Source organism: Streptomyces sp. NPDC018019, from assembly GCF_044327805.1.
Lineage (GTDB): Bacteria > Actinomycetota > Actinomycetes > Streptomycetales > Streptomycetaceae > Streptomyces.
This window is the reverse complement of record NZ_JBIRGD010000003.1, coordinates 1-20,336: the sequence shown is the minus strand read 5'-3', so window position 1 is coordinate 20,336 and position 20,336 is coordinate 1. Positions and strand designations below refer to the sequence as shown.

At 70.9% G+C, this 20,336-nt stretch carries 18 protein-coding genes, 1 tRNA gene, 1 other RNA gene and 1 pseudogene; 19 read left to right on the top strand and 2 right to left on the bottom strand.

Annotated elements, in window-relative coordinates; translation table 11 throughout:
* Position 1 precedes the first annotated feature (1 nt).
* From ACH4FX_RS05890 to ACH4FX_RS05850, 9 genes and pseudogenes are all read left to right on the top strand, one after another.
* The gene (locus tag ACH4FX_RS05890; protein ID WP_398475566.1) at positions 2-2,161 is read left to right on the top strand and encodes a cell division protein FtsK; all 2,160 of its coding nucleotides are present in this window, start codon (positions 2-4) and stop codon (positions 2,159-2,161) included.
* 140 nt (positions 2,162-2,301) lie between these two features.
* Positions 2,302-2,553 (top strand): hypothetical protein, encoded by a 252-nt coding sequence (locus ACH4FX_RS05885; RefSeq protein WP_398475564.1) that lies wholly within the window; start codon positions 2,302-2,304, stop codon positions 2,551-2,553.
* Between the two features lie 27 nt (positions 2,554-2,580).
* A complete protein-coding gene (locus ACH4FX_RS05880) occupies positions 2,581-2,769 on the top strand; it encodes a hypothetical protein (RefSeq protein WP_398475562.1) in 189 nt (62 codons plus the stop codon).
* 8 nt (positions 2,770-2,777) lie between these two features.
* Entirely contained in the window at positions 2,778-3,383 is a 606-nt protein-coding gene (locus tag ACH4FX_RS05875; protein ID WP_398475560.1) for a hypothetical protein, read from the top strand.
* Between the two features lie 3 nt (positions 3,384-3,386).
* Positions 3,387-3,788 (top strand): hypothetical protein, encoded by a 402-nt coding sequence (locus tag ACH4FX_RS05870; protein WP_398475558.1) that lies wholly within the window; start codon positions 3,387-3,389, stop codon positions 3,786-3,788.
* A gap of 103 nt (positions 3,789-3,891) precedes the next feature.
* Positions 3,892-4,260, top strand: a pseudogene (locus ACH4FX_RS05865) (DnaB-like helicase N-terminal domain-containing protein); the annotation flags it as partial.
* Between the two features lie 69 nt (positions 4,261-4,329).
* Entirely contained in the window at positions 4,330-5,871 is a 1,542-nt protein-coding gene (locus ACH4FX_RS05860) for a YfjI family protein (RefSeq protein ID WP_398476383.1), read from the top strand.
* 320 nt (positions 5,872-6,191) lie between these two features.
* On the top strand, positions 6,192-6,428 hold the full coding sequence (locus ACH4FX_RS05855; protein ID WP_398475556.1) for an excisionase family DNA-binding protein: 237 nt from the start codon (positions 6,192-6,194) through the stop codon (positions 6,426-6,428).
* Between the two features lie 14 nt (positions 6,429-6,442).
* Positions 6,443-7,732: a tyrosine-type recombinase/integrase gene (locus ACH4FX_RS05850; RefSeq protein WP_398475554.1), complete on the top strand. Its 1,290-nt coding sequence runs from the start codon at positions 6,443-6,445 to the stop codon at positions 7,730-7,732.
* A 78-nt stretch (positions 7,733-7,810) separates the two neighbouring features.
* Here the strand turns inward: ACH4FX_RS05850 and ACH4FX_RS05845 are convergent.
* Positions 7,811-7,898: transfer RNA gene (locus tag ACH4FX_RS05845), tRNA-Ser, on the bottom strand.
* Between the two features lie 119 nt (positions 7,899-8,017).
* On the opposite strand from ACH4FX_RS05845, the gene ffs reads away from it, so the two are divergent.
* From ffs to ACH4FX_RS05795, 10 genes are all read left to right on the top strand, one after another.
* Positions 8,018-8,116: signal recognition particle sRNA small type (ffs, locus tag ACH4FX_RS05840), an RNA gene on the top strand.
* Between the two features lie 52 nt (positions 8,117-8,168).
* The gene (locus ACH4FX_RS05835) at positions 8,169-10,892 is read left to right on the top strand and encodes a DNA polymerase III subunit gamma and tau (protein ID WP_398475552.1); all 2,724 of its coding nucleotides are present in this window, start codon (positions 8,169-8,171) and stop codon (positions 10,890-10,892) included.
* Between the two features lie 254 nt (positions 10,893-11,146).
* Positions 11,147-11,503, top strand: a complete 357-nt coding sequence (locus ACH4FX_RS05830) for a YbaB/EbfC family nucleoid-associated protein (protein ID WP_106968753.1) — start codon at positions 11,147-11,149, stop codon at positions 11,501-11,503.
* A gap of 154 nt (positions 11,504-11,657) precedes the next feature.
* On the top strand, positions 11,658-12,257 hold the full coding sequence (gene recR / locus ACH4FX_RS05825; protein WP_398475550.1) for a recombination mediator RecR: 600 nt from the start codon (positions 11,658-11,660) through the stop codon (positions 12,255-12,257).
* Positions 12,250-12,915 carry a DUF5063 domain-containing protein gene (locus ACH4FX_RS05820; protein ID WP_398475548.1) on the top strand — a complete coding sequence of 222 codons (666 nt, stop codon included), beginning with the start codon at positions 12,250-12,252 and terminating at the stop codon, positions 12,913-12,915. The genes recR and ACH4FX_RS05820 overlap by 8 nt, the downstream gene beginning before the upstream one ends.
* A gap of 296 nt (positions 12,916-13,211) precedes the next feature.
* Complete coding sequence (locus ACH4FX_RS05815; protein WP_398475546.1) at positions 13,212-14,483, top strand: aspartate kinase; 1,272 nt, start codon at positions 13,212-13,214, stop codon at positions 14,481-14,483.
* Positions 14,480-15,661, top strand: coding sequence for an aspartate-semialdehyde dehydrogenase (locus ACH4FX_RS05810; RefSeq protein WP_398475544.1), 1,182 nt, complete (start codon positions 14,480-14,482; stop codon positions 15,659-15,661). Before ACH4FX_RS05815 ends, ACH4FX_RS05810 begins: the two co-directional genes overlap by 4 nt.
* A 511-nt stretch (positions 15,662-16,172) precedes the next feature.
* Positions 16,173-16,748: a SigE family RNA polymerase sigma factor gene (locus ACH4FX_RS05805; protein WP_398475542.1), complete on the top strand. Its 576-nt coding sequence runs from the start codon at positions 16,173-16,175 to the stop codon at positions 16,746-16,748.
* Entirely contained in the window at positions 16,745-18,079 is a 1,335-nt protein-coding gene (locus ACH4FX_RS05800; RefSeq protein ID WP_398475541.1) for a DUF4232 domain-containing protein, read from the top strand. Before ACH4FX_RS05805 ends, ACH4FX_RS05800 begins: the two co-directional genes overlap by 4 nt.
* 73 nt (positions 18,080-18,152) lie before the next feature.
* A complete protein-coding gene (locus ACH4FX_RS05795) occupies positions 18,153-19,160 on the top strand; it encodes an SURF1 family protein (protein ID WP_398475539.1) in 1,008 nt (335 codons plus the stop codon).
* A gap of 48 nt (positions 19,161-19,208) precedes the next feature.
* On the opposite strand, the gene ACH4FX_RS05790 is transcribed toward ACH4FX_RS05795, so the two are convergent.
* Positions 19,209-20,042, bottom strand: coding sequence for a pentapeptide repeat-containing protein (locus ACH4FX_RS05790; protein ID WP_398475537.1), 834 nt, complete (start codon positions 20,040-20,042; stop codon positions 19,209-19,211).
* Between the last annotated feature and the right edge of the window lie 294 nt (positions 20,043-20,336).

The following is a 20,336-nucleotide window of genomic DNA, read 5'->3' as shown; positions in this document are numbered from 1 at the left end:
GATGCACATCGTGTCCGATGTGGTGGCGACTGACCACAGCGACCAGCACGACGAACCAGATCGCGACCCTGCCGAGGTCGTGGACATCACCAGTAAGCGATCCGGCTCCGAGGAGGAGAGTCAGCCCGCTCCAGCGAGCTCACCGATCATGGTGGACGGCCCGCAGCCTGAAGGACCCGGCTACCTGGGGCGGCTGAAGGGCGCCAAGAGGCGAGCGATCGTCCCTTCCTGGCTGAAGAGCCAGCAGGAGTTCGCCACCGCGTTGAAGTGGGTGTCCGGGCACTACGGCCACCTGATCGGCTTCCACGGTCTGCGGTCCCCGGTTTACGCCGGAAAGCTCGTCCTCCAGTCACCTCGCGGCACGGCGAAGTTCATCGCCGGCACGCTGCGGTGGGTCTCTGATGCGGAAGGCGAGCCTGTCCGGGCCGCTTCCGTTCAGCGCGAGGACGCCGTCGAGTACCTCAAGCTTTCCCGCCAGCGCGACGGCCGCGTACGGATGCGTACGTTGCTCGCGCTCCTGGCCGCCCTCGTTGGGCTCGGTGCGGCACTGGCGCTGTACGTGCTGGCTCCAGGGTGGCTGCAACTGGTGTCAGTGTCCGCGCTGATCTTGGCGCTGGGCTCGGTAGGGACCGCGGCCGACGCACCGGTTGCCACCCGAGCCGTCGAGCTGCCCAAGGTGCAGCGCCTGACCTCGGACATCGTCCTCCGGGCGCTGGCCTCTCTCAGCATCTCGCAGATCAACCAGGCGGTCGCCAAGGGCAGGCCCGGCATGGTCTTCACCTCTCCGATCACCCGGGACGGCCCGGGGTGGCGGGCGGAGGGCGATCTCCCGTACGGCGTCACCGTGTCCGACGTCATGGACCGCCGGGACCGCCTCGCCTCCGGCCTGCGCCGTCCACTGGGCTGCGTGTGGCCCGAGGCCGTACCCGACGAGCACACCGGGCGCCTGGTGCTGTGGGTCGGCGATCAGGACATGAACAAGGCCCAGCAGCCGAAGTGGCCGCTGATGGGCGGCGGCCCGGTCGACCTGTTCGCGCCGCAGGCGTTCGCCACCGATCAGCGCGGACGCTGGGTCGCACAGTCCCTGATGTACATCTCCGGCATCATCGGCGCCGTCCCCAGGATGGGGAAAACCTTCCTCCTGCGGCTGCTCCTGCTCATCGCCGGCATGGACCCGCGCGCCGAGGTACACGCATACGACCTGAAGGGCACCGGTGATCTATCCGCCCTCGGCCGCATCGCGCACCGCTACCGGGCCGGTGACGACGAGCAGGACATCGCGTACGCCCTGGCGGACCTGCGGGAACTGCGGACCGAGCTGAGGCGCCGGGCCAAGGTGCTGCGAAACCTGCCGAAGGACATCTGCCCGGAGTCGAAGGTCACCTCGACGCTGGCCAACATGAAGCAGTACGGGCTGCACCCCATCGTGGTCGGCGCCGACGAATGCCAGGTGTGGTTCGAACACCCCAAGTACGGTACCGAGATCGAGGAAATCTGCACCGACCTCGTGAAGCGCGGCCCCGCGCTCGGGATCACTCTGCTGCTGGCCACCCAGCGGCCGGACTCGAAGTCACTGCCCACCGGCATCAGCGCGAACGCAACCGTGCGGTGGTGCCTGAAGGTCATGGGCCAGATCGAGAACGACATGGTCCTGGGCACCGGCTCGTACAAGCGCGGCATCCGCGCCAACATGCTGGCCTGGGCCGACAAGGGCATCTGCTACTTCGTCGGCGAAGGCGCGGACGCTCGTATCGTCCGCGCCGTCTACATCGACGCGCCCACCGCGGACGTCATCGCCTTGCGCACCTACAAGCTGCGCAAGGAAGCCGGCACGCTCTCGGGCCACGCCCTCGGCGAAGACCCTGCGGCCGACGCGTCCGCCTCCTTCGACCTGCTCGCGGACATCCTCGCGGTCACGAAGGCCGAGGAGCCCAAGCTGTGGAACGAGGTCGTGGTGGCCCGCCTCGCGGAGCTGCGCCCAGATGTCTACGGCGGGTGGGAGGCCGAGCAACTCACCGCCGCCCTCAAGCCGTTCGGTGTACCCACAGGCCAGGTCTGGGGCAAGACCGTGGATGGCCGGAAGGCCAACCGACGCGGTATCGAGCGCGCCAAGGTCACCACAGCAGTCGCTGAGCGTGACGGATCGCGAGTCGCGAGCTAGCCGTGGAACGTCGCTAGGCCTAGCAGCCCACCCTGCTAGGCCTAGCGGCCCCGCTAGCGATCAAAACAAGTCCTGATCAGGCCGCTAGTCACTAGCGGCCTTCCCTCTGCATGTCCGGAAAACGGCCCTGGAGGCCCGTGATGACCCCTGCTCTGGCCGCTATCACCCTCATCCTCTTCTTCACCCTGTGTTACGCCGTGCTCTGCGCGATCAGCCCGTTCGGCAACTGCCGCAAGTGCAGCGGCTTCGGCTTCCACTTCAAGACCGACCGCAAGGGACGGCTGCGGCCCGGCGAGGTCTGCCGCCGCTGCCGCGGTGACCGCAAGCGCATACGCGTCGGCCGCCACCTCTACAACCTCGCTGCCCGCATCCACCGCGGCGGCACGCGCTGACCGACCACTCCGCGAAAGGGAACCTCGATGGCCATCACCGTCTCGCTCGTCGCCCTGTTCGGGCTCGTGCTGTTCTTCCTGCTCCGGTCGAAGTCGCTCAGTTACGGCGCGGCCTTCATCGCTGTCATGTTCGGCTTTTACCTCGCCGCGACGGGCGCCGCCGGCCCTATGAACCAGCTCACCAACGCTGTCGTCGACGCGATCCGCAACCTTTAGGAGACGCCGTGCACTCCGCCCCTCCCGCGCGGCACTGGCTCGCCGCGGCCGCGCCCAAGGCGGCACCTGTCGTCGCCACATCGACGGTCCTCGCCCTGGCCCGCATCTGGAACGCGAATGGCGCCGAGCACTCCGTCGGCAATGCCTGGCTGATGGGCGTTCTCGCCGGCGCTGCCGCTGCGGCGGGCGCGGTCTCCGCCCTCGGCTACAGCAGCGACCCGATCATCACGGGCGCCGCGTTCGGCGCGTCCGGTGCTCTCGCCTTGGCGGGGGTGGCCGCGTACTCCGACGGCTGGTCGCTGCCGCTGCTGCTGTGGGCCATCGCCACTGTGATCGCGTACGCCCTCGCCCACCGCCACTGGCGCGTGGACCGCCGAGAGGCCACCGCGTACGAGCGTCGCCTCACAGAGAAGCGCGAGGACCACGCCCATGCCGAACGCGTCGAAGCGATGCGCGGCCAGGCCCAGATCACCGTCGCCCGCGAGCAGCACGCCTACGCGGCCAGCCTCGCGGCCGCCATCACGGTGCGCGCTTCTCTCCCCGGCTTCGATTCCTCGGCTCTTGCTCAGGCAGGGCTTCCCGAGTTGTCCAGCGCCTGCTCCACGGAGGACTGATACATGCCCCATCCGCACCACAACACTGACTCGAACGCCCCCGGCACCATCACGGCGTACGAAGACGCGCCGACCATCCTCGCCGAGATGCGCTGGGTCATCGACCAGGTGGCGGCCAGCCCCTCGGGCAGTGGCCTGAGCCGCGAGTTCTGGCTCCGCAAGGCTGCTCTGCTCGACCGCATCGCGCTCAGGGAATCGGCGGAGTGCACGCCGGCGGACGCCGCGGAATCCAACACCACCGCGGCCAAGGCAGCTCACCGGCTCGCCCAGTACGACCGTCAGCGCGGCGGCGGCCCGCTCGGCACGGCCAACGGACCGATCCCGCCGGACTCCCCGCTCTGGCACCCGAGCTACCGCCCGTACGTGCGCCAGGAGTACGCGGCCTGGCTTCGCATGACCTGCTGAACCACTCCCCAGACACGCCAAGGCGGCGGCACTCCCGTGCAAGGACACACCGCCGCCCTGGCTCTCCCTGACCGTCCCGAAGGACCGACCAGGAGCACCAAGCATGTCATCTGAACCCCCGCCTGCGCAGTACGGCACCGTGCTACCGATGCGCGGCGGTAGTACCTCCATCGAGAACGCGCCACCGAACGACCTCGAAGCGGAACAGGCAGTCGTCGGCGCCATGATGCTCGCCCCGGACACCATCGCTGAGGTGAACGCGGTCATGTCATCCGCTGACCACTACCGTCCGGCCCACGAGACCATCCATCAGTCGATCCTTGACCTGCACGGCCAGGGCAAGGCGGTCGATCCGATCACCCTCGGCCACCACCTGGATCGGACCGGTGTCCTGGCCAAGGTCGGCGGCAAGTCGTACCTCCACACCCTGGTTCAGGCAGTGCCCACGGCCGCCAACGCTGCGTACTACGCCGAGATCGTGCGCGGCAAGGCTCAGCGCCGCCGCAGTATCGAGGCCGGTACCCGCATCGTGCAGGCCGGGATGACGCCGGACTCCACGGACGAGGATCTGCGCGAGGCCCTGGCTCTGGGCGCCGAAACGGTGCCCGGCACGTGGTCAGAGCCCGTTCCCCTCAGCCACCGGCCCGAGCTCCCGGGGTTCCCGACCCATGTCTTCCCTGACTGGCTCGCGCAGTACGTCACAGCCGTCGCCGAGGAGACTCAGACCCCGCCAGACTTGGCCGGCGCCCTGGCGCTCTCGGTCCTCGCGGCGGCAGCAGGCGGGTGCACGGTAGTCCAGGTACGAGGGCGCTGGCGTGAGCCCACCAACCTCTTCGTCGTCGTGGCGCTCGGCCCCGCGAACCGGAAGTCGGCTGTCTTCTCCGCCATGACCGGTCCGCTCTACGAGGCTGAGAAGCTGCTCGTGGTCGAGGCCGCTGGGCGCATCGTGGAGGCCGAACTCACCGCCAAGATGGCTCAGGAGGCTGCCGACAAGGCAGCGGCCAAAGCCGCCTCGGCCGACGGGCCAGAGAAGGACGGACTCGTCGCCGAAGCCGTCGGCCTGGCCCAAACAGCCGAATCTCTCACCGTCCCCGCACGCCCCCGCTTGCTCGCCGACGATGCCACCCCTGAAGTGATCGCCACGCTGCTGGCCGAGCAGGGCGGGCGCCTGGCCGTCATGTCCGCGGAGGGCGGCATCTTCGGCATCATCGCCGGCCGCTACTCCGGCACCGCCAACATGGAGGTCTTCCTCAAAGGCCACGCCGGAGACCGTCTCCGGGTAGACAGGCGCAGCCGCGAGGAGTACGTCGATGCCCCCGCCCTGACCATGGGCCTGGCCGTCCAGCCCGCCGTCCTGGAGGACATCGGCAAGAACCGTGGCTTCGACGGCCGCGGCCTGCTCGCCCGCTTCCTGTACGCCCTGCCCGAGTCCCTGGTCGGTTACCGAAAGATCAGCCCCGACCCGGTACCCGAACCTGTCGCGGCCCGCTACGAGCACAACGTCACCACCCTGACGCTGTCCCTCGCCGCCTGGACCGACCCCGCCGTCCTCCAGCTCACCACCGAAGCCGACGGGGCCCTGAAGACCTTCGAGCACCGCATCGAGCCGCAGCTCCGCGCCAAGGGCGGACGACTCGGCCACGTCGGCAAATGGGCGGGCAAGCTCATCGGCGTCACGGCCCGCATCGCCGGCCTCCTGCACCTGGCCGAACACCTCGATGGCGCATACGGCAAGCCCGTCAGCGACGCCACGATGACGGCCGCCATCGAGCTGGCCGAATACTTCACCGACCATGCCCTGACCGTCTTCGACCTGATGGGTGCCGACGCCACCCAGGCTCGCGCCCGCGCTCTCGTCGAAGTCCTGGCCGCCAACGGTTGGGAGAGCGTCAGCCGCCGCGACCTCTTCGCCAAACTGTCCCGCTCCGAGTTCCCCACCGTCGCCGATCTGGAGCCCGCCGTCGCCCTGCTCGAAGAACACGGCTACCTCCGCATCGAAACCCCGCCCCGGTCCGGCAAGCGTGGGCGCCCGCCGGCGCCTCGCTACCACATCCATCCGCAGGTCCGGGAGGGACAGGTATGAGGGCAGGCCCAGCGCCGAGCATGTAGAAACCGCAGAATCGCAAAAATCGCTGCGGCTCATGGCATGACCAGGAGCGATGCGGACCGTACAACTCCCGTACTCACCCGCCGCAGAAACTCGCGGAAGTCCCGCAGAAACCCAGCACGGCATCCAGCCCCGGCGGACGCCGCGATCCTCCCACCATTTCTGCGGAGATTCCGCAGCTTTCTGCGGCACCCACCCGCCCACCCACAACTCCCCAGGTGAGACAGCCTGCCCTCGCCTTTCTGCGGTTTCCGCGGTTTCTGCGGAGCCCCCTCGTGAGTCCAAGGAGTGAGCCATTGCCCGATCCTCGCGACGCCACGTCCCTCGCAGCCAACGATCCGACCTTGGTCCTCCTCACCGTCGAGGAGGCGGCACGAAGGCTTCGGATCGGCCGTACCACCTGCTACAGCCTCATCAGCTCCGGAGAACTCGAATCCATCCCCGTCGGCCGCCTGCGCCGAGTCCCTGCTGACGCCCCTGCCGCATACGTTGCGCGTCGTCGGCGAGCGAACGGCCGGGCCGAAACAGCGTGAGGAGCCGTCCACCGATGACAGAGAAGCCCAAGAGGTCCCGCCAGCCCAACGGAGCATCTTCCATCTATCTCGGCAAGGACGGGAAGTGGCACGGGCGGGTAACCGTCGGCGTGCGTTCTGACGGCAAGCCGGACCGCCGCCACGTCGAACGGAAGACGCGTGCCGAGGTCACTGCCGCTGTGCGTGAACTTGAGCGCCAGCGTGAAGCCGGGACCATACGGAAGGTAGGGCAGCAGTGGAGCGTCCAAACGTGGCTTGAGCACTGGGTCGAGAACATCGCGAAGAAGTACGTCAGTGAGAACAGCTACGACGGTTACGAGGTGGACGTCAGGGTGCACCTCGTGCCAGGCCTGGGAGCGCACAAGCTGGAGCGGCTGGAGCCCGAACACCTCGAAGCGTTCTACGAGCGGATGCAGAAGAACGGGAGCTCCGCCGGCACCGCGCACCACGTTCACCGGACGGTCCGCGTGGCGTTGGGTGAGGCGGTCCGTCGTGGACACATCACCAAGAATGTCGCCGAGATCGCCAAGGCGCCGCGGCTCGAAGAGGAGGAGATCGAGCCGTACACCATCGAGGAGATTCAGAGCCTTCTGCTGACGGCCTCGAAGGCGCGCAACAGTGCTCGCTGGGTCATCGCCCTCGCTCTCGGCCTGCGCCAGGGTGAAGCGCTCGGGCTCATGTGGGAGGACGTCTACCTGGACGCTGGGTACATCCGTATCCGCAAGAACCGCTTGCGGCCCAGGTATGAGCACGGATGCGGGGACTCCTGCGGCCGGAAGCCGGGGTACTGCCCCTCGCGTCACCAGATCCGGCGGGAGTTCAAGAACACCAAGTCACGCGCCGGGCGGCGCACCGTGGGGCTTCCGGATCCGCTGATCAAGCTGCTTCGGAAGCACCAGGAGGAGCAGGAGCGCGAGCGCCAGGAGATGGGGGAGGGGTGGGAGGACAAGGGATACGTCTTCGCTCAGCCAACCGGCGGTCCGCTCAACCCGAACACTGATTACCACCGGTGGAAGCAGCTCCTGGAGGGCGCGGGAGTGCGGGACGGACGGCTTCATGACGCTCGTCACACGGCCGGCACCGTTCTCCTCCTGCTGGGGGTTCCTGACGTGATCGTTGACGCGATCATGGGCTGGGAGCCGGGCGGCTCGGCCCGGATGCGAGCTCGGTACATGCACGTGACGGGTCCGCTCTTGAAGCAGGTCGCCAACCAGGTCGGGGATGCGCTCTGGGGCGGGGCCGGGCCGGAGCGCGAGGGCGGCGGGGGAGACGGCCGCTCGGGAGGCGCCTCAGCGGTCAACTGAGACGGAAACTGAGACGGACGCGACGAAGGCCCCCACCGCGAACGGTGGGGGCCTTCGACGTAGTGCCCGGTGAGGCACTGGCGGAGGATACGAGATTCGAACTCGTGAGGGGTTGCCCCCAACACGCTTTCCAAGCGTGCGCCCTAGGCCACTAGGCGAATCCTCCGCCGCAAACAATACAAGACGTTGAGGGGTGCTCGCGAACACGGCCTCGGGGGAGGGAGCGCAAAGGGATCTTGGGCGGGGTGGGGTCGTGTCGGGGGCGGGGGATCCGCTAGGGTTGGGCACAGCCCCTCACGTGGCGCTATCTCACCGAACTCCCCCAGGGCCGGAAGGCAGCAAGGGTAAGTGAGCTCTGGCGGGTGCGTGGGGGGCGTTTGCGTTCCGGGGATCGGGGGCGGCCCGGTTGTCGGTGGGGGCCGATATCGTCGTATGCGTGTCGTCCCTTGCGCTGTACCGCCGCTACCGTCCCGAGACCTTCTCTCAGGTCATCGGGCAAGAGCACGTGACCGATCCGCTGCAGCAGGCCCTGCGTAACAACAGGGTCAATCACGCGTATCTGTTCAGCGGGCCGCGTGGCTGTGGCAAGACGACCAGTGCGCGCATTCTGGCGCGCTGTCTGAACTGTGAGAAAGGTCCCACCCCCGATCCGTGCGGGGAGTGCCAGTCGTGTGTGGATCTCGCCCGTAACGGGCGGGGCAGCATCGACGTCATCGAGATCGACGCCGCTTCGCACGGTGGTGTCGACGACGCGCGTGAGCTGCGGGAGAAGGCGTTCTTCGGGCCGGCCGGCAGCCGGTACAAGATCTACATCATCGACGAGGCCCACATGGTCACGTCGGCGGGCTTCAACGCGCTGCTCAAGGTGGTCGAGGAGCCGCCGGAGCATCTGAAGTTCATCTTCGCGACCACCGAGCCCGAGAAGGTCATCGGGACGATCCGGTCGCGTACGCACCACTACCCGTTCCGGCTGGTGCCGCCGGGGACCCTGCGGGACTACCTGGCCGAGGTGTGCGGGCAGGAGGACATCCCCGTTGAGGAGGGTGTGCTGCCGCTCGTCGTGCGGGCCGGGGCCGGGTCGGTGCGTGACTCGATGTCGGTGATGGACCAGCTGCTCGCCGGCGCGGGCGACGCCGGTGTGACATATGCCATGGCCACGGCTCTGCTCGGGTACACCGACGGGTCGCTGCTGGACTCGATCGTGGAGGCGTTCGCCGCGGGCGACGGGGCGGCGGCCTTCGAGGTCGTGGACCGGGTCATCGAGAGCGGGAACGACCCCCGGCGGTTCGTGGCCGACCTGCTGGAGCGGCTGCGCGACCTGGTGATCCTGGCGGCGGTGCCGGACGCGGCGGAGAAGGGTCTGATCGACTCGCCCGCGGACGTGGTGGAACGGATGCAGGCCCAGGCGTCCGTGTTCGGGGGCGCGGAGCTGGCGCGCGCCGCTGATCTGGTCAATGCCGGGTTGACGGAGATGCGTGGGGCGACGTCGCCGCGGCTGCAGCTGGAGCTGATCTGTGCGCGGGTGCTGCTGCCCGCTGCGTACGACGACGAGCGCTCGGTGCAGGCACGCCTCGACCGCCTGGAGCGCGGGGCGAGTACGGCCGGGATGCACCTCGGCGGGGCAGTGTCGACGGGGGTCGGCGGGCCCGCGGTCGAGTACGTACCGGGCCCGGGGAGCCACGCGGTCGCGCCGCCTCCCGCAGGACCGCCCGCCGGACCGTCCGGTCCGGCCGCGGCGCGGGCTGCTGTGCGGGGGATGAGCGGGAGCAACGCCGGGGGCGGTGCCGCCGGTGGCGGTGGAGTGCCGGGGACCGCAGGCCCGGATGCAGGTGTGGGCGCGTCCGAGGGGGCGGGGGCGCCGGCTGGGGCCGGTGCGGAGCAGGCTGGTCCTGGAGTGGAGACCGCGGCTGCTGGTGCGCCTGGGGCTTGGCCTGGTCAGGGCGGCAGCAGCCACGGAGCTGCGCAGAGCGGTGCCGGTGCTGGGGGCACTGGTGCTGGAGTCGCCGGCCCTGGTGCGGGTGCCGGGGGCGGTTCTGGGGCCGGTGCCGGTGGTGGGCAACGGCAGCCTGGGGCTTGGCCTGGGCAGCAGGGGCCCGCAGGTGCGCAGGACGGTGGCCAAGGTGGTGCTGCCCAGCAGCCGGGGGCCTGGCCCGGGCAGCAGGGCGCCGGTGCTGCGGCCGGGCGGCAGCCTGGTGGATGGCCCACGGCCGCCGCGCCGGGGCAGGGCGGTCCGGGCGGTGGCGGCGCGCCGTCCGCGCCGGGGCAGACCGGACCCGTACAGCACGGACAGCAGCCTCCGTACGGTCAGCAGCCGTCCCCGCAGGCCCAGCAGCCGCAGCAGGCCCCGCAAGGCGGCGGCAGCATGGCGCAGGGGGCCGCGCAGATCCGGCAGCTGTGGCCGGAGATCCTGGAAGCCGTGAAGGGCCGGCGGCGCTTCACCTGGATCCTGCTCAGCCAGAACGCGCAGGTCGCCGGGTTCGACGGCACGACGTTGCAGATCGGCTTCCCGAACGCCGGCGCTCGGGACAGCTTCGCCAACGGCGGCAGTGAGGACGTGCTGCGGCAGGCGCTGGCCGAGAAGTTCAACGTGCAGTGGAGGGTCGAGGCGATCGTCGACCCGTCCGGGGGCACCAATCCCCCCGGAGGCGGCGGTTTCGGCGGCGGCGCGCCCCAAGGCGGCGGCTTCGGTGGCGGCGGTGGCGGTTTCGGCGGGTCCTCCGGCGCGCCGGCGCAGGGTGGCCAGGGCGGGGCGGGCGGCCCGTCCGGCGGTGGTCACGACGGCGGCTCCGGGCACGAGGCCGGTGGCGCGGCGGGTGGCGGCCAGGGCGCGCAGATGGCGCGGCAGGCGGTCGCGCCGACGGGCGCCCCGGCCGGCGGCGGCGGTTACGGGTCCGGCGGCACCGGCACCGCCGGCGGCGGGACCGGTGGGAACGGCGGGTCCTACAGGGCCGGGTCCGGGACTGGTGCCGGGGCCGGTGCGCCGGGCGGTGGCGGCCCGGAGGCCGGTTACCGGGAGCCGGAGCCCGCCCCGGTGCCGATCGAGGACGACATGCCCGCCGAGGACGACCCCGACCTGGTCGACTCCGCGCTGAGCGGGCACGAACTCATCGTCCGCGAGCTGGGGGCGACGGTGGTCGAGGAGTTCAACAACGAGTACTGACGAGTACCGACAAGTACCGACGATTGCTGACGGACCTGGACGCCAGCCCTCGGGGAGCCGCCGAGCCCCCGCAAGGCCCGGCGAACCGCCCGTTGCCCCGCCCGACAGCCGCCCGGACCTGCACCCCGACGCCGTCGGGCGCAGGTGACCGGGCGCACAGCCGTGCTCCTCCGTACGGCGTAGGGCGTAGCGCCGTTCGAGCACGTAGGCTCGGGCTACCGCACCAATCGTTGTCGTACGGCAGGAGTCACGTAGTGATCCCCGGTGGTCAGCCCAACATGCAGCAGCTGCTCCAGCAGGCCCAGAAGATGCAGCAGGATCTCGCGGCGGCCCAGCAGGAGCTGGCCGAAACCCCCGTCGAGGGCTCGGCGGGAGGCGGCCTGGTCAAGGCGACCGTGAACGGCTCCGGTGAGCTCCAGGGCCTGGTCATCGACCCGAAGGCGGTGGACCCTGAGGCGGGGACCGCGGAGGAGAACGCCGAGACCCTCGCGGATCTCGTCCTGGCCGCCGTACGGGACGCCAACGCCAGCGCCCAGCAGCTGCAGCAGGAGAAGCTCGGCCCGCTCGCCCAGGGGCTGGGCGGCGGAGGCATCCCCGGCCTCCCGTTCTGAGATAGCCCCTGAGCCATCCCTGAGCGATCCGGCCCGCCGGCCCGGTCCCGGACACCGGCCCGGGCCCGGCGGAAGAGTTCCGGGGATGGGGCTCCCTTTCCGGGGAGGAGCCAACTAGCGTACGCAGCACGGCAGAAGAGAGAGAAGACGTTCCGTGTATGAAGGCGTGGTCCAGGAACTGATCGACGAGCTGGGCAGACTGCCCGGCGTCGGTCCCAAGAGCGCGCAGCGGATCGCCTTCCACATTCTTCAGGCCGAGCCGACCGACGTCCGCCGGCTCGCGAACGCGCTGATGGAGGTCAAGGCGAAGGTCCGGTTCTGCAGCGTGTGCGGCAATGTCGCACAGGACGAGCAGTGCCGGGTCTGCCAGGACCCGCGCCGCGACCCGGCGGTCATCTGCGTCGTGGAGGAGCCCAAGGACGTCGTGGCGATCGAGCGGACCCGGGAGTTCCGCGGCCGCTACCACGTGCTCGGCGGGGCGATCAGCCCGATCGAGGGCGTGGGCCCCGACGATCTGCGGATACGGGAACTCCTGGCCAGGCTCGCGGACGGCACGATCACCGAGCTGATCCTGGCCACCGACCCGAATCTGGAGGGCGAGGCCACGGCCACGTACCTCGCGCGCATGGTCAAGCCGATGGGCCTCCGGGTGACCCGGCTGGCCAGCGGACTGCCCGTCGGGGGCGATCTGGAGTATGCCGACGAGGTCACGCTCGGGCGGGCCTTCGAAGGGAGGAGACTTCTCGATGTCTGATGCCACGCTGCACAACGCGACGCAGGACCCGGACGACTTCGCCGTCCAGATCTCCGACTCGATCGAAAGCTTCATCGTCGCGGTCACCGAGGTGGCCAAGGGTGACGAGCCGGACAGCGCCGTGCCGTTCCTGCTGCTGGAGGTCTCCCAACTGCTGCTGACCGGCGGCCGGCTGGGCGCGCATGAGGACATCGTGCCGGACGAGCGGTACGAGCCCGATGTCGGCCCGGAGCCGGACGTGGACGAGCTGCGGGAGCGCTTCGCCCGGCTGCTGGACCCGGTGGACGTGTATTCCGAGGTCTTCGACCCGTACGTACCGCGCAGCGAGCCCGTCCCCTGCCGGATCTCGGACGACCTCGCGGACATCATCACGGACCTGCGGCACGGGCTGGCGCACTACCGCGCGGGCCGGGTCAGCGAGGCGCTGTGGTGGTGGCAGTTCTCGTACCTGTCGAACTGGGGGCCGACGGCGAGCGCGGCCCTGCGCGCGTTGCAGTCGTTGGTCGCCCACGTCCGCCTCGACCAGCCGCTGGTCGAGCTGGACGGCCTGGACACGGACAGCGCCGCGGCGGACGGCGACGAGGAGCAGCTGGCCGAGGAGGCCGGCAAGGTCATGGCGGCGGAGATCGCCGGGCCGCTGGGGCTGCGGCGGGTGTGAGACGGCCCGGTGGGCGGGTACGCGTTCCCCGACGCGGCCACCCGTACGGCCGCCACCTCGATGTGACCTGGCTTACCTTTCCGTGTGCCCTCCGGAGAACCGGGCATGTGCTGGCCGAGCGGGCGCAACGGCGCGCCCACGCCGGTCCACTGACGCGCGTGACGTGAGCCTGATGTCTCACCATGTGGTATTGGCGAGGCGGATTCCGCCTGCTCGTTAGACTGAGCCGACCGCAGTACCCCCATATCCGGGGGTCCGGGAGGAAACTCCCGAAGAGACAGTTGCGAGGAGCGCACGTGGGCCTTGTCGTGCAGAAGTACGGCGGCTCATCCGTTGCGGATGCCGAGGGCATCAAGCGCGTTGCCAAGCGAATCGTCGAGGCCAAGAAGAACGGCAACCAGGTGGTTGTGGTGGTCTCCGCGATGGGCGACACGACGGACGAGCTGATCGATCTCGCGCAGGAAGTGTCCCCGATGCCGTCGGGGCGCGAGTTCGACATGCTGCTGACCGCCGGAGAGCGGATCTCCATGGCCTTGCTGGCGATGGCGATCAAAAACCTCGGTCACGAGGCGCAGTCCTTCACCGGCAGCCAGGCCGGTGTCATCACCGATTCCGTGCACAACAAGGCGCGGATCATCGATGTCACCCCGGGCCGGATCAAGACGTCCGTGGACGAGGGCAACATCGCCATCGTCGCCGGTTTCCAGGGCGTCTCCCAGGACAAGAAGGACATCACCACGCTGGGCCGGGGCGGCTCGGACACCACCGCCGTCGCGCTGGCCGCCGCGCTGGACGCGGACGTCTGCGAGATCTACACCGACGTGGACGGCGTCTTCACCGCCGACCCCCGGGTCGTGAAGAAGGCCCGGAAGATCGACTGGATCTCGTTCGAGGACATGCTGGAGCTGGCCAGCTCCGGTTCCAAGGTGCTGCTGCACCGCTGCGTCGAGTACGCACGCCGTTACAACATCCCGATCCACGTCCGCTCGTCCTTCTCCGGACTGCGCGGCACCTGGGTCAGCAACGAACCGCAAGGGGACCAGCCCATGGAGCAGGCGATCATCTCGGGCGTCGCGCACGACACCTCCGAGGCGAAGGTCACGGTCGTCGGCGTGCCGGACAAGCCGGGCGAGGCGGCGACGATCTTCCGTGCCATCGCGGACTCCGAGGTCAACATCGACATGGTCGTGCAGAACGTGTCGGCCGCCTCGACGGGTCTGACCGACATCTCCTTCACGCTGCCCAAGGACGAGGGCCGCAAGGCCGTCGCGGCGCTGGAGAAGACCAGGGCCTCGGTCGGCTTCGACTCGCTGCGCTACGACGACCAGATCGCCAAGATCTCCCTGGTCGGCGCCGGGATGAAGACCAACCCCGGCGTGACGGCGACCTTCTTCGAGGCGCTGTCCAACGCGGGCGTGAACATCGAGCTGATCTCGACATCCGAGATCCGCATCTCGGTCGTCACCCGCGCCGACGACGTCAAGGAGGCCGTGCAGGCCGTGCACAGCGCCTTCGGCCTCGACAGCGAGAGCGACGAGGCCGTGGTGTACGGCGGCACCGGTCGATGACCTTCCCCTTCTCGGGTACGGCTGCGGGCCGCGCGGATGACCGTGCGGCCCGTAAGCCGCATCTGGCCGTCGTCGGCGCCACCGGCGCGGTCGGCTCGGTGCTGCTCGGCATCCTCTCCGAGCGGGCCGACATCTGGGGCGAGATCAGGCTCGTCTCTCCCCCGAGCTCTCAGCTGCGTTCGAGCAGGGGGGACCCCCACCCGAGCTCTCAGCTGCGTTCGAGCCGTGGGGAACCCCACGCCCGCTCGGCCGGCCGCAAGCTGACCGTGCGGGGCGAGGAGGTCGAGGTCCTCGCGCTGGGCGAGGAGGTCTTCGACGGTATCGACGTCGCGGTGTTCGACGTACCGGACGAGGTCGCGGCGCAGTGGGCTCCGGTCGCCGCCGCCAAGGGCGCGGTGGTCGTGGACAACTCGGCCGCGTTCCGGCTGGACCCGGACGTGCCGCTGGTGGTCCCCGAGGTCAACGCGCACGCCGCGCGGGTCCGCCCGCGCGGCATCATCGCCAACCCGAACTGCACGACCCTCTCCATGATCGTCGCGGTGGGCGCGCTGCACGCCGAGTACGGGCTCAGCGAGCTGATCGTCTCCTCGTACCAGGCCGTCTCGGGCGCGGGCAAGGCCGGTGTCGACACACTGCGGTCCCAGCTCGCCGCCGTGTCCGGTACGGAACTGGGCACCACGCCCGGCGACGTACGGCGGGCGATGGGCGACACGCTCGGGCCGTTCCCGGCGCCGGTCGCGCTCAACGTCGTCCCGTGGGCCGGGTCCCTCCAGGAGGACGGCTGGTCCTCGGAGGAACTGAAGATCCGCAACGAGTCGCGGAAGATCCTGGGGCTGCCGGAGCTGCGCGTCGCCGCGACCTGCGTACGGGTTCCCGTGATCACCACGCACTCGCTGACCGTGCACGCGCGGTTCGAGAACGAGGTCACGGTCGCCGGGGCGCACGAGATCCTGGCGTCCGCGCCGGGCGTCGTGGTCTGTGACGACCCGGCGCAGGGCGAGTTCCCCACGCCCGCCGACATCGTCGGTACGGATCCGACCTGGGTCGGGCGGGTGCGGCGGTCGCTGGACGACCCCCGGGCGCTGGAGCTGTTCGTGTGCGGGGACAATCTGCGGAAGGGCGCGGCACTGAACATGGTGCAGGTCGCCGAGGTGGTCGCGGCGGAGCTGCCGGGGTAGCGCCGGGCTTGCCCGGGCCTCGTCCGGAGACCGGGGCGGGGTGTCCGGTAATCGGCTCCCGGTGGCCGGTAACCGCCGACGGCGGTCCCGGCAGGCCGCTTCGGGGCAGGCTCTGACCCGATTGGTGCTGTCGCTGATCCGCTCAGGAGATACCTTGTGAGTTGTGTGAAGGTCCTGTGAGCGACTCGTTGGTCCAAACCACTTGAACTGGCCCGACGGTGTGTTCGACTATTCGCTCCCCCCTTACTGCAACCGGCAGTTGGGAGGGGAGCGTCTTTGTGGCCGCCCCTCACGGGCGGCCACGGACCTGCGGAACAAATGGGGTATTTGGGGAAGAGCTGGTACGCATGAGGGCATTTGACCCACCGTCAAAAACGGTGTCTTGCGCGTACAACCCTGATGGGGGGAAACGTGTCCAACAGGCGTGGCAGAGGTACTCGGCATCACGATCGCCCCAGGGGGCACCGGAGGCACGGCGGTGCGGCCGCTGCGGCCCCGTATGCCCGGAGGCATGCCGGTGATCGCCCCGTGGCCCGCCGCGCAGCCCGCGCAGATCTCCTCCCAGCGTGGGGACACTGACGACGCGATGGCTGCGGGCACGACTGTCGACCATCTCACCGAGACCTACCGCGCGCACTACCGTTCGCTGCTGGGGCTGGCCGCGCTGCTGCTGGACGACACCGCCTCGTGCGAGGACGTCGTCCAGGAAGCCTTCATCCGGGTGCACTCCGCCCGGAGCCGGGTGCGTGACCCCGAGAAGACCCTCGCCTATCTGCGCCAGACCGTCGTCAATCTCTCCCGTTCCGCGCTGCGCCGCCGCATCCTCGGGCTGAAGCTGCTCTCCAAGCCGATGCCCGACATGGCGAGCGCGGAGGAAGGCGCGTACGACCTCCTGGAACGCGACCAATTGATCAAGGCGATGCGGGGGCTGCAGCGTCGCCAGCGCGAGGTCCTGGTCCTGCGGTACTTCGCGGACATGACCGAGGCACAGGTCGCCGAGACGTTGGGGATATCGCTCGGTTCGGTGAAGGCGTACGGCTCACGGGGTATCGCGGCGCTGCGCGTCGCCATGGAGGCTCCCGCATGAGTGGCAAGCTGTTCGGCCCGTACGACCCGCATGATCCGCAGGACCCGCACCACCGGCAGGACCCGCACGACCCGACGGACTCGCACACATCGCAGCACGCGGAGGCATCGCAGAACACGGACGCTCCGAAGGACCCGGGGGCCCGGGAGGGCACGGACGCTCCGGAGGACGCGCGGGGCCTGCGCGGCCTGTTCGGTCCGCACGACGACCTGAGCGGCGGTGACCTGAGCGGCGGTGACCCGAGCGGCGACGGCCCGGGCCATGACGGTCCGGCCGACGACGGCCACCGCGTGGGCGAGGACGAGCTGCGGCGGTTGCTGCACTCCGCCGTGGGCGACCTGGAGCCCGCCCCCGACGCGCTCGACCAGCTGCGTCGCGCGGTCCCGGCCCGGCGTCGCCGGCGCCGCCATGCCGTGGTCGGCGTGGCCGCGGCCGTCCTGCTCGGCGGTACGTCCATCCCCGCGATGGTGCACGTGGCGGACTTCGCCGACGGTCCCGAGGACCGCCCCGCCAACGCGGCCAGTACGCAGCGCACCCCGGGCGGCACCCAGGGCACGCACGGCGAGGGCACCGAGCACAGCGGCAAGCCTCCGGCCGGGCACGGCGGCAAGAAGACGGAAGAGGGCAAGCCCACCGGGCCGGGCAAGGGCCCGGGCGGGAACGGCAAGCAGCCCGGCACCGCCGCCGGCACCCCCGACCCGACCGGGACGATGGACGTCACCTCGCCCGCCTGCTCGCGCGCGCAGCTCGGCAACGGTGTCAGCTCGGTCGGCCCGGCCGACGCGGCGGGCCGCGTCTACGGCTCGTTCCGGGTGGTGAACACCTCCGACACCGCGTGTTCGGTCGAGGGCGGCGGCGAGATCGGCGTACGCGCCCAGGGTGGTACGGACAGCTCGCGCATCAGCGTCGTGGACCACACGGCGGGCGACGCGGCCCCCGGCCTGCCCGATCCGATCACGACACCGGACCAGCTGGTGCTCAAGCCAGGCCAGGCGTACGAGGTCAAGTTCGCGTGGGTGCCGGCGGAAGGCGGCGGCGTCACCGGCTGCGCCGCGCCGCCGCCGTCACCGACCCCGGCCCCGTCCAAGGCCCCCGGTGAGACGTCGCCGGGCGCCTCGGCGTCCTCCGGCGACAGCGGCGGAGGCACCACGGGCGGCGGCGGTCAGGCCGGCGGGGACGAGGGGACGCCGGGTGGCGGCGGTTCCAAGCCGCCGGGCGGCGTCGTGCTCAACCACACCCCGGAGTCCGGGGAGCCCGCGGCGGCGGACGCCAAGATCCCGGATGCCTGCGCCGGGACGGTCTACCGCACCGAGGCGCTGCCCGCGCAGTAAGAGGCTGCGCCGCGGAGGGGGCGGTGCGGCCCCGCCGTCCGGTCCGGGCGGCGCTCCCCGTACCGTTGGCCATGTGTACCGGTTCCTGCTGACCCCGCGGTGGTGGGGAATCAACGTCTTCGCCGTACTGGCGATCCCTTTCTGCATCTTCATGGGCAGCTGGCAGCTGAGCCGCTTCGAGGACCGCGTCGATACCCATCAGCAGCAGGAGGACCGGACCGCCGAGGCGAAGACCGCGGCCGCCCGGCCGCTGACCGAGCTGCTGCCGGTGGACAAGGTCACCTCCGGCCGCCAGGCCACCGCGACCGGCCGCTACGACACCGCGCACCAGCTGCTCGTCCCGGACCGGCAGCTCGACCAGCGGCGCGGCTTCTACGTGCTGACGCTGCTGCGTACGGACGGCGGCAAGGCCCTCCCGGTCGTACGGGGCTGGCTGCCCGGCGATGCGAACGCGGCGGGGGACCGGGCCGAGGTGCCCGCGCCGCCGAGCGGTGAGGTGAAGGTCACCGGGGCCCTGCAGGCGTCGGAGAACCAGGGCACCGACGGGGTGCACGCGGGCGGCGGGCTGCCGGCCGGGCAGCTCGGCATGATCAGCGCGGCGTCGCTGGTCAACATCGTGCCGTACGACGTGTACGACGCCTGGATCACCGTGACGGACGCGCAGGCCCCGCTGCGGGCCGTGCCGCCGACGGCGGCGGAGGGCAGCGGGCTGGACCTGAAGGCGTTCCAGAACCTGGGCTACACCGGGGAGTGGTTCGTCTTCGCCGGATTCGTCGTCTTCATGTGGTTCCGGCTCTTCCGCCGGGAGGCGGAGGCGGCCAGAGACGTGGCGCTGGGGCTGGTTCCGGAGCAGGAGGCGGAGACGGCTGGGGCGTCCGGGGGCGCTGGGGCTGCTGGGGCCGGGGCGGCTGGCTCCGGAGCGGCCGGCGTCGGAGCGGCCGGGGGAGCGGGCCGGGAAGCCGGTGGGGCGGCTGGCGCCTCCGGTGCAGAGACTGCTGAGGCGGCCGGTGCCTCTGGTGCAGAGACTGCTGAGGCGGCCGGTGCCTCCGGTGACGGCGGCGGTGCCGTACCGCGCTCCTGAGGCCGTGCGAGGCGGCCGGGGGCGCGCCGCCTCCGGCGCACGCTCCCGCTACCAGTGAGCGGGTCGGCCGAGGCCCGTCGGCAGCTTGGTCGTCGCGTCGCCCTTGGCCGCGTTGAGCTGGGACTGGGTGAGGAAGATGGCCCCGGTGAGGTCGGCGCCGCTCAGGTTCGCGTCGCGGAAGTCCACGCCGATCAGGTCGGCGGTCCGCAGATCGGCACCCTTCAGGTTCGCGGCGATGAGGTAGGCGCCGCGGAGGTTGGCGCCCCGCAGGTTGGCGCCCGCGAGCCGGGCGCCCATCAGGTCGGCGCCGCGGTGGTTCTTCTTGCGGCCGGGAACCGTGGCCCGCACCAGTTCGCTGGTCCGCAGCAGCAGGGCGTTGACCTCCTGGCGTACGGCCGCGACGTCCACCTCGGCGAGTTCCTCGGCGCTGCCGCGGGTGAGCCGGTCGGTTTCCGCGAGGGCCCGGCGGAGGTCCTTGTGGACGGGGCGGGCGGGCGGCAGCGACAGCGCCTCGGTCAGGTACCAGAGCAGTTCGTGGAGCCGGCGCATGACCGGGAACACGTCGAACATCGGCCGGGCCGTGTCCGGCGCGCTGCGCCAGTCCTGCCCGCCGAAGGTGACCTGGGAGACCTTCTGGCCGGCGCCGAAGCAGTCGAAGACCGTACAGCCGGAGAAGTCCCGGTCGCGCAGGCGGGCGTGGATACCGCAGCTGAAGTCCGCCTGGAGGTTGGTGCACGGCTTGCCGGCGGGCTTGTCGACCGCGAAGTCGGCCGAGGCGGCGAAGGGCAGCGCCACGCAGCACAGCCCGAAGCAGCTGCCGCAGTCGGCCTGCAGGTCGGGACGGCCGTCACCGGCCGAGGGGGCATCGTGCTTCTGGGACACCGCGCGAGATCTCCTGCCTCGGGACGAGCAGGAGCCTGTCCTGCCACACGTTGAGCACCGCCACCGCCGTATCCGCGACCGCTGTGCTCCGTACGAACCTCCATTGTCCCGGACGGCAAGCAGAACGGGGGCGGGGGACCGGGGGTGGGGGGCGGGGCGGCTCTTCCGGGGCCCCGGGCCCCCCGGCCCCCCCCCCCCGGGGGCGGGGGGGGGGGGGGCGGGGGCCGCCCCCGGGGGGGCCGGGCGGGGGGGGCGCGGGGCGCCCGGGCCCCGGGGGCCGGCGGGCGCGGGGGC

Coding starts and splice junctions, on each gene's coding strand:
- ACH4FX_RS05850 (WP_398475554.1), top strand. CDS start 6,443: ATGACAGAGAAGCCCAAGAGGTCCCGCCAGCCCAACGGAGCATCTTCC.
- ACH4FX_RS05880 (WP_398475562.1), top strand. CDS start 2,581: ATGGCCATCACCGTCTCGCTCGTCGCCCTGTTCGGGCTCGTGCTGTTC.
- ACH4FX_RS05800 (WP_398475541.1), top strand. CDS start 16,745: ATGAGTGGCAAGCTGTTCGGCCCGTACGACCCGCATGATCCGCAGGAC.
- ACH4FX_RS05885 (WP_398475564.1), top strand. CDS start 2,302: ATGACCCCTGCTCTGGCCGCTATCACCCTCATCCTCTTCTTCACCCTG.
- ACH4FX_RS05860 (WP_398476383.1), top strand. CDS start 4,330: ATGACGCCGGACTCCACGGACGAGGATCTGCGCGAGGCCCTGGCTCTG.
- ACH4FX_RS05870 (WP_398475558.1), top strand. CDS start 3,387: ATGCCCCATCCGCACCACAACACTGACTCGAACGCCCCCGGCACCATC.
- ACH4FX_RS05890 (WP_398475566.1), top strand. CDS start 2: ATGCACATCGTGTCCGATGTGGTGGCGACTGACCACAGCGACCAGCAC.
- ACH4FX_RS05810 (WP_398475544.1), top strand. CDS start 14,480: ATGACCTTCCCCTTCTCGGGTACGGCTGCGGGCCGCGCGGATGACCGT.
- ACH4FX_RS05805 (WP_398475542.1), top strand. CDS start 16,173: ATGCCGGTGATCGCCCCGTGGCCCGCCGCGCAGCCCGCGCAGATCTCC.
- ACH4FX_RS05820 (WP_398475548.1), top strand. CDS start 12,250: ATGTCTGATGCCACGCTGCACAACGCGACGCAGGACCCGGACGACTTC.